A 7727-nucleotide genomic window follows, 5' to 3' on the forward strand; every position below is an offset into this window, starting at 1 on the left:
CGAGAGCGTCGTGTTGTCCTCGTCGAGCACGGCGATCGGGACGTTGCGGATCGCACCCTGGTTGAAAAGCAGGGCGAAGAACGCAAACGAGACGACGGGCAGCAGGATCGTCAGCACGAAGTACATCGGCTGGCGTTTGGCCCGGCCCAACTCCCGCTGTGCGGCGGCGCAGCTGTTTTGCAGAAACCGCGGCATCGCTATCTGGCGATTTTATCCCAGTCCACGAGGACGCTCATGCCCGGGCGCAGGTTCTCCACCGGGGCGGTCGGCCGGGCCTTGACGGCAAACGTACGGATGTCGAACCCTCCCTGCGTGCGGGTTGCGGCCCATGTGGCGAAGTCGGCCTGCGGGGCGATGTAGGTCACCTCGAACTCCACGTCGCGGTCGAGGGCGGGTAGGAATCCCGTCATCCGCGTACCGATGGTCATGCCCGGGAGCAGGGTCTCCTTGATGTTGAAGGTCACCCACATGTCCGACATGTCGAGGATTGCCACCACGGGGTATCCGCTGCCGACCAGCTCGCCCTCTTCGGCGATGATCGTCGAGACCTCGCCCGTGACGGGCGAATAGACCGAGGCATCGACCAGATACGACTGCACCTCGCTCACGGCTCCTTCGGCCTGGCGGACCCGGGCCGCTGCGGCCTCCTTGTCCTCCTTGCGGGCGCCGTCCACGGCCATGTCGTACTGTGCCTTGGCTGCCAGCGCCGTGGCCTCCATGGCCTTGTAGTTGGCTTCGGCCTCATCGAACTTTTGGGCCGGGACCACCCCTTCGTTATAGAGGTTCTGCACGCGCTCGTAGGTCTTGCGGGCCAGTTCGAGCCCGGCCTGGGCCTTCTCCCACATGTTCAGCGCGGCCTCGATCTGCTGGATCCGCGCGCCGGCCACGGCTGCGGCGTCCAGTGCGGCCGCCGCGCTCTTCACGGCCTCGGCCTGTTCGAGTTTGGCGTCCAGCTCGGGCGTCGAGATCATGTAGAGCAGCTCTCCCTTCTCTACGCGCTGCCCCTCCTCGACCTTCATCTCGTCGATGCGTCCGGGGACCTTCGACGAGGCCTTGTAGGTGGTGCACTCGACGGTGCCCTGAATCAGCATCGGGGTCCGTTTGTTGAGGTACCAGCTGATCAGCACGACCGAGAGGACGATGACCGCCGCGGCCGCCAAAATACCGATGATGTTGTTTCGTTTCATATCGCTTGCTTGTTATTTTTCGTCAAAGAGGATGACCCGTGCGTCCGACCGCCGGGAATATGCCGGGAACTCGTCGCTGATGCCCGCGGCCTCGAGCAGCTGTGCCAGCACGAGGTCGAAGTTGTAGGCGGCCTGAAGCCGTTCGGTCCGCACGCCGGCGAGGTTCAGCTCCGCGTCGATCAGGTCCGACGAGGAGCTCATCCCCTCGCGGAAGGCGGCCTCCTTCATGCGCAGGTACTCCTCGGCGAACGAGAGCGAGGCGTCGATCGACGTGATCTGGTTGCGGTAGTTGATCATCTGGTTGTAGAGCTTCTCGACCAGTACCGAGATGTCCTGCGAGGCCTTGTTCTGCAGTTCGCCGACGCGGCGCACGGTCTGCCGGGCAGCCGAGTACTGGTATTCGCGGTTCAATCCGTCGAAGAGCTTGATGTTCACCCCGACGCCCACGGCCCAGCGCGGTACGAATCCGGCAACCTGGTAGTTGTAGAACGAGCCACCGCCCATGGCCACCACCTGCGGCAGGAAGGCTGACCGTTGCGCGCGGACGTTCTCCTCGGCGAGCTGCCGCTTGAGCGACACCTGCGAGAGCAGCGGGTTGCGCATCTCGGCCAACTCCTTGTAGTAGGCCAGCTCCTCGATCTGCCCGATGACGAACATCGCCGTGACGGGCTGCCAGTCGTTCTCGCGTCCGAGCGTGTTCGACAGTGCGCTGGAGATGGTCTCGACCTGCAGCTGGGCGTTGTGCAGCTCACGCTCGGCCTCGGCCATCTTGAATTCGACGTAGAGGCGTTCGCTCTGGGCGATCATGCCGTTTTTCTCGAGGGCCCGGGCATCCTCGAGGTGGCGGCGCACGCCGTCCACCACCTGCTGCCGCACGGCTACGACCTGTTGGGCCAGCGCGAGTCCGAAATAGCGCTCCACAAGCTCCGAAATCAGCGCATTGCGTGTCTGGTTGCCCTGCTCGGTGGCCGTGCGCTCATTGAGACGTGCGGCCCGGTTCGCGGCGTTGATCTTGCCGCCCATCCAGATCGGCACGGTCACCTCGCCGCCCACGAACCCGAAGCTCTGGTCCTGCAGCGTGAGGAACCAGTCGGCGTTCATCATCGGGTTGAGCAGCCCCTGGATTGTCGGGATGAGCGTGGGGTCGATCAGCCCGCTGCCGAGTATCTTTCCCGTGAGGTCCTTGGCCGGGCCTTTCAGGTTGTTGAAGTCGAATCCGATGTCCTTGGCCATGTAGGCGTAAGCTCCCGTGAGGTTGATCTGCGGCATGCGCAGTCCGATCGCGGCGCGGCGCTGCTGCTGTGCCGCCCGCTCCTCGTAGGCCGCCGCCTTCATGGCGGGGTTGTCCGTGAGGGTCACGGCGATCGCCTCTTCGAGCGACAGGGCCTGTCCAGGCTCCTGTGCCGGGAGGGGGAGCGCCGCGGTCATCGCTGTCGCCAGGCAGGCGATCCTGAGAATGTTTTTCATAGCGATCATTGCGTTTGTGGGACAAATATATGGGATTTATCCGGAACTCTTCGGCAAATAGGTACTTTAGGCCATTATTGAACCCTTTTGTGGGTAATTTCTGCCCTTTCCCAGCCTGTGAGGTGGGCGTTTGCTGCCCGCACGCCCTCGGCCAGCTCGGGATATACCCTTACGTCGAGGCCTCCTTCGCGGAGTGTCAGCGCCCCGCGGCAGCAGACGAAACAGTCGGGTTCGTAGAGGGCGAAGACGGCGCGCGCGAATCCGTGTCGGAGCAGCAGCTGCGTGCAGCTCTCGGGTTCGCTCGCGCGTTTCGAGCAGGGCTCCATCGACGAGAACATCGAGGCGCCCCGCAGGGCGGCTCCGGCATCGACGGCCTTGCGGATGGCCTCCTGCTCGGCGTGGTGCGTGGCGGAGGTCTCGTGCGTATAGCCCGTGAAGGAGCGCCCGTCGGCCGTGACGACCACGGCCCCGACGCAGTAGCAGCTCGGACTGGGTGTACAACGCCTGCCCGCTTCTACGGCCTGTCCGAGCCACCGGAGGTCTTCGGCCGTCGTGTCCGGATGGATCGTGCAGTGGGTCACCTCCATGCCGCCGAGCCTCTCGCGGCGGCATTCGGCCCCGGCCGGCACATCGAAACGGAACGGAGTGCGGCCCCGGCCAGTCCCGAGCCGCAGTTCGGGATTGACCGCCAGGCGTACCTCGTCGGCCATCCCTTCGCGGAGGAACATCGAGAGGATCTGTGCGCCGCCCTCGACGAGCAGGTGGCGGATGCCGCGTTTCTCGAGGGCGGTGACGACCTGTGCTGCCGTATGTGAACCTTCGGTTTGGATAACTTCCGCAACGGATTTCAAATCAAGGCATTCCACTTCAGAGAATACATATCTGTCGGCGTCGCCTTCGCTGAAGAAGCGCAGCGCCGGGTCGAGTTTCCCGGAGCGTGTCACCACGACCTTGGCGATGTCGGGGCGCAGGCCGGTGGCCCGACGGCGTTCGCGCACGGCCTCGTCGCGCAGCAGGAGCGCCGGGTTGTCGCGCCGCAGGGTCTCGGCCCCCACAAGGATTGCGTCGCACTGCCCTCGCAGGCGCAGCACCGCCGCCCAGTCTTCGGGCGTCGAGATCATGAGCCGCTCGGGCCCGTTGTCGTCCAGATAGCCGTCGGCCGTTGCCGCGGCGGAGAGTGTCACTCGCATTGTTTCAGCGTTAAGAGGGTTATTTCGGGACGTGCACCCAACCGCATCGGATAACCTACATATCCCGTGCCGTCGTTGATGTAGAGCGTCCGTCCGTCGTCGTTGTCGTAGCGTCCGCTCCAGTGCTCGTAGAGCCAGGATGCCGGGGACCACCCGCGGCCCGAGAAGCGGATCTTCAGCTGCATCGCGTGGACGTGTCCCGAGAGGGTCAGGTCGCCGTATCCGGCTGCCGTGATCTGTTCCCAGAGCTGGGGAACGTGTGCCAGCGTGATGTTGAATGTCTCGCGGGGTACGCCCCCGTAGGCCTTGTCCATCCCCGTGGCGGGGAGGTGGCGGTTGTGGCGGAGCCACCGCAGGGCGGGGTCGAACGAGAGTCCTGTCAGCGAGATGCTGTCGCCGCCACGGCGGATGTAACATGTCCGGTTGTCGAGAACGTGCCACCCCATCGCCTCTTGCCGGTCGATGAGGCTGCGGAGGTTGTCGGCGATGGTGTGGTGCAGCGAGTCCTTGATGTAGGTTCCCACGTCGTGGTTGCCCGTGACCGAGTAGACCGGGGCCTCGATGCGTTGGAGCAGCCGGGCCATCCGTTCGTCGAGCTCTGCGGCGCGGATGTTCACCAGGTCGCCCGTGAAGAGCACCAGATCGGGCCGCAGGGCGTTGATGCGGTCGGCAAGGCGTCCCAGCTCGCGCTCGGGGGAGACGATCGTCCCCAGGTGGAGGTCCGAGATCTGTACGAGGCGCATGCCGTCGAATGCCGCGGGAAGGCGTTCCGAGCAGATCTCCACCCGGCTGACGCGCAGCGACGTGCGGCCCAGCGTAGCTCCCCAGAGCAGTGTGACGGCGATCAGTGCGGCCGCGATGTTGCCCGCACGGCGCCATCCGATGAGGCGGAACGGGTAACGGGCCAGGCGCGGCAGGACGGTGAACAGCCACGCCCAGAGGAGCCACATCGACGCCTGTACGACCGCCGTGGTGTTGTCGCGGCTCAGCGTGCCGATAAGGATCGCCGCCAGGGGCAGCAGGTCGGTGACGACGGCCCATACGATGCGGCCGGCCGGAATGGGCCGCCGCCGGCGGAACCGGTGGAAATGGTACCAGTCGGCCGCCATGGTCGCGGCCATAAGAATAAATATAGGTATTGCGAGAAACATCTGTTGTTCGGGGACGAGGTCTTGTATGATGCAAAGATAAGAAAATTCGCGAATCCCCCTCCTCTTTTTTTGGCATACGACTTGCGAAAGTACGGGTGAATGCAAAAACATACAGATGATGAAAATGATCCGATTCGCTATCTGGACGGCCGGGCTTCTGCTGATGCTCCCCGCCGTCGCAATCACGCCGCGGGGGCAGGAGCACGACCGCCGGGAGGCCCTCCGCGACCATGCCGAAACCCACCGCAAGGGGTTTCAGCAGACCGATGTCCCGCAGTTTGTCTTCCCTGTCAGCGGCAACCGTTTCTCGTTCTCGGTCGGCGGCTTCATCAACCTGCGGGGGGCCTACGACATGGGGGGCATGGTCGATAATATCGACTTCGTGACCTACGACATTCCGGTGCCGGGCAGCTACGCCACCCGGCAGAAACTCACGATGGATGCCTCGACGTCGCGGCTCTTCGTCAAGGCGATCGCGAATACGCGGAGCCTCGGGCGCGTGGTGGTCTACATCGACGGGGATTTCCGCGGCGGCGCGGTGAACAGCTACACGCCGCGTCTGCGCTCGGCCTATGTCTCGTTCCTGGGGCTGACTCTCGGCCGCGACGTGACGACCTTCTGCGACCTGGCGGCCGCGCCGACGACCATCGACTTCCAGGGCCCGAACGCCTACAACTTCAATTTTGCCACGCTCATCCGTTACGAACGCTCGTTTGCCGACGACCGACTCTCGTTCGGCGTGGCGGCCGAGATGCCTGCCGTGAGCGGGACCTACGGCGAGGGATTCGAGCCCATTCCGCAGCGCGTTCCCGACATTCCGGCCTACATCCAGTATGCGTGGGGGCCGGAGCGCTCGAGCCACCTGCGCGCCTCGGTCGTCCTGCGCGACATGTACCTGCACAACCTCCGCACCGCGGAGAACACCTCGCTGCTGGGCTGGGGCGTACAGTTGAGCGGGACAATCCGCTGCTGCCGGGCGTTCCGGATGTTCATGAACGGCGTCTACGGCAAGGGCATCACCCCTTACATTCAGGACCTGACGGGTGCCGGACTGGACTTCACGCCCGATCCGCGGAATGCCGCCTACATCCAGACGATGCCGATGTGGGGCTGGCAGGCCGCCGGGCAGCTCTCGCTGACACGGCGGCTTACCCTCTCGGGCGGCTACTCGACCGTCCGCATACAGCGCAGCCACGGATTCTATGCCGACGACGAGTACAAGCGCGGGCAGTACATCTTCGGAAACCTGTTCTATGCGCTCACGCCGCGCTGCACCCTGGCGGCCGAATACCTCTACGGTTCGCGCCGCAACATGTCCGATGCGGAGAACCATGCCAACCGGGTGAATGTCATGCTGCAGTACACTTTCTGACCGGACTCGTTCCGCAGGACGGTTTTTTCGGGCGATTCCCAGCGGGGGTCGCCCGCTTTTTCGTATCTTTGTCCGCGGGAGGCGGCCTGCGGCGGCACACGTCCGGCCGTCTCCGGAAAACAAGCGGGAAAATCATGGAATTTCTGACACAATACAACCTTACGGGGCTGGTGATCGGCGTGGCGACGTTTCTGATCATCGGTCTTTTCCATCCGCTCGTCATCAAGGGCGAGTACTATTTCGGCGTGCGGATCTGGTGGCTTTTCCTCCTGATGGGGATCGCGGCCGTCGCTGCATCGATCGCCGTGCGCCAGCTGCTCTGGTCCACGCTGCTGGCCGTGTGGGGCGCTTCGTCGCTGTGGAGCATCGGCGAACTCTTCGAACAGCGCAAGCGGGTGGCCAAGGGGTGGTTCCCGCAGAATCCCAAACGGAAACGGAAGTAGGCCGTGCGTATCGGAATCCGGCATATCGCGGTGATCGTGCTGCTGGCGGGGGTCTCTTGCACGCCGGCCGGAAGGCCTTCGGCCACCCTGCCCGAACCGCCGCCGCAGCGCGTCAGGATGTTCTTCGGCGGCGACGTGATGCAGCACCTGCCGCAGGTCGAGGCGGCCCGCAGCGGCGGGGGCTTTGACTACTCGCCGGTTTTCGAGGCGCTGGCCCCGAGGATGCACGGGGCGGATATTGCCGTGGTGAACCTCGAGACGACGCTGACCTCCTCTGCGACCTATTCGGGCTACCCGATGTTCCGCTCCCCCGTCGTGCTGGCCGACGCCCTCCGCGAGGCCGGCGTGGATGTGGCCGTGCTGGCCAACAACCACTGCTGCGACGGCGGAGCCGCGGGAATCCGCACGACGATCCGCGAACTCGACCGCTGCGGCATCCGCCATACGGGCGTCTTTGCCGACAGCGCCGATTACCGCCGCAACCATCCGCTCCGCCTCACCTGGTGCGGGGTGCGGATCGCCCTGGTCAATTATACCTACGGGACGAACGGCCTTCCGGTGCCGGCCGGTACGATCGTGAACCTCATCGATACGCTGCGTATGGCCGCCGATCTCGAACGGGCCCGCCGCGGGGCCGACTTCGTGGTGGCCTGCATGCACTGGGGCAACGAGTACGAGCGCCGCGAGAACGCCTCGCAGCGGGCCGTGGCCGGCTTCCTCCGCCGTCACGGCGTGGATCTGGTGGTGGGAAGCCACCCGCATGTGGTCCAGCCGTGGCGTGCCGACTCGTCGCACGTGGTGCTCTTCTCGCTGGGCAACCTGGTCTCGAACCAGCGGCGGCGCTACACCGACGGCGGGCTGGTGGCCTGCATCGAGGCGCTGCGCCATCCCGACGGGCGCATGACCTACCGCCCCGA

Annotated in this window: 7 protein-coding genes and 1 pseudogene; 3 read left to right on the forward strand and 5 right to left on the reverse strand. The window is 64.9% G+C overall.

The genetic code is table 11. From position 1 onward, the window contains the following. From QZL63_RS09470 to QZL63_RS09490, 5 genes and pseudogenes are all read right to left on the reverse strand, one after another. Positions 1-195, reverse strand: a pseudogene (locus QZL63_RS09470) (ABC transporter permease); the annotation flags it as partial. 2 nt (positions 196-197) lie between these two features. Further along, positions 198-1187, reverse strand: a complete 990-nt coding sequence (locus QZL63_RS09475) for an HlyD family secretion protein (protein ID WP_022309070.1) — start codon at positions 1185-1187, stop codon at positions 198-200. Positions 1188-1199: 12 nt separating this feature from the next. Then, on the reverse strand, positions 1200-2654 hold the full coding sequence (locus tag QZL63_RS09480; RefSeq protein ID WP_022309071.1) for a TolC family protein: 1455 nt from the start codon (positions 2652-2654) through the stop codon (positions 1200-1202). A 74-nt stretch (positions 2655-2728) separates the two neighbouring features. After that, positions 2729-3844 carry a dihydrofolate reductase family protein gene (locus QZL63_RS09485; protein WP_022309072.1) on the reverse strand — a complete coding sequence of 372 codons (1116 nt, stop codon included), beginning with the start codon at positions 3842-3844 and terminating at the stop codon, positions 2729-2731. Beyond that, positions 3835-4965: a metallophosphoesterase gene (locus QZL63_RS09490; protein ID WP_022309073.1), complete on the reverse strand. Its 1131-nt coding sequence runs from the start codon at positions 4963-4965 to the stop codon at positions 3835-3837. Before QZL63_RS09490 ends, QZL63_RS09485 begins: the two co-directional genes overlap by 10 nt. A gap of 154 nt (positions 4966-5119) precedes the next feature. On the opposite strand from QZL63_RS09490, the gene QZL63_RS09495 reads away from it, so the two are divergent. From QZL63_RS09495 to QZL63_RS09505, 3 genes are all read left to right on the forward strand, one after another. Continuing rightward, entirely contained in the window at positions 5120-6367 is a 1248-nt protein-coding gene (locus tag QZL63_RS09495; protein WP_441293904.1) for a DcaP family trimeric outer membrane transporter, read from the forward strand. Positions 6368-6501: 134 nt separating this feature from the next. Beyond that, entirely contained in the window at positions 6502-6810 is a 309-nt protein-coding gene (locus QZL63_RS09500; protein WP_022309075.1) for a DUF4491 family protein, read from the forward strand. Positions 6811-6813: 3 nt separating this feature from the next. Then, positions 6814-7727: CapA family protein (locus QZL63_RS09505; protein WP_290586734.1), on the forward strand; the 914-nt coding region annotated here is incomplete at its 3' end.

Source organism: Alistipes sp. CAG:268, from assembly GCA_000434235.1.
Taxonomy (GTDB): Bacteria; Bacteroidota; Bacteroidia; order Bacteroidales; family Rikenellaceae; genus Alistipes; species Alistipes avistercoris.

Coding starts and splice junctions, on each gene's coding strand:
- QZL63_RS09475 (WP_022309070.1), bottom strand. CDS start 1,187: ATGAAACGAAACAACATCATCGGTATTTTGGCGGCCGCGGCGGTCATC.
- QZL63_RS09480 (WP_022309071.1), bottom strand. CDS start 2,654: ATGAAAAACATTCTCAGGATCGCCTGCCTGGCGACAGCGATGACCGCG.
- QZL63_RS09485 (WP_022309072.1), bottom strand. CDS start 3,844: ATGCGAGTGACACTCTCCGCCGCGGCAACGGCCGACGGCTATCTGGAC.
- QZL63_RS09490 (WP_022309073.1), bottom strand. CDS start 4,965: ATGGCCGCGACCATGGCGGCCGACTGGTACCATTTCCACCGGTTCCGC.
- QZL63_RS09495 (WP_441293904.1), top strand. CDS start 5,120: ATGATCCGATTCGCTATCTGGACGGCCGGGCTTCTGCTGATGCTCCCC.
- QZL63_RS09500 (WP_022309075.1), top strand. CDS start 6,502: ATGGAATTTCTGACACAATACAACCTTACGGGGCTGGTGATCGGCGTG.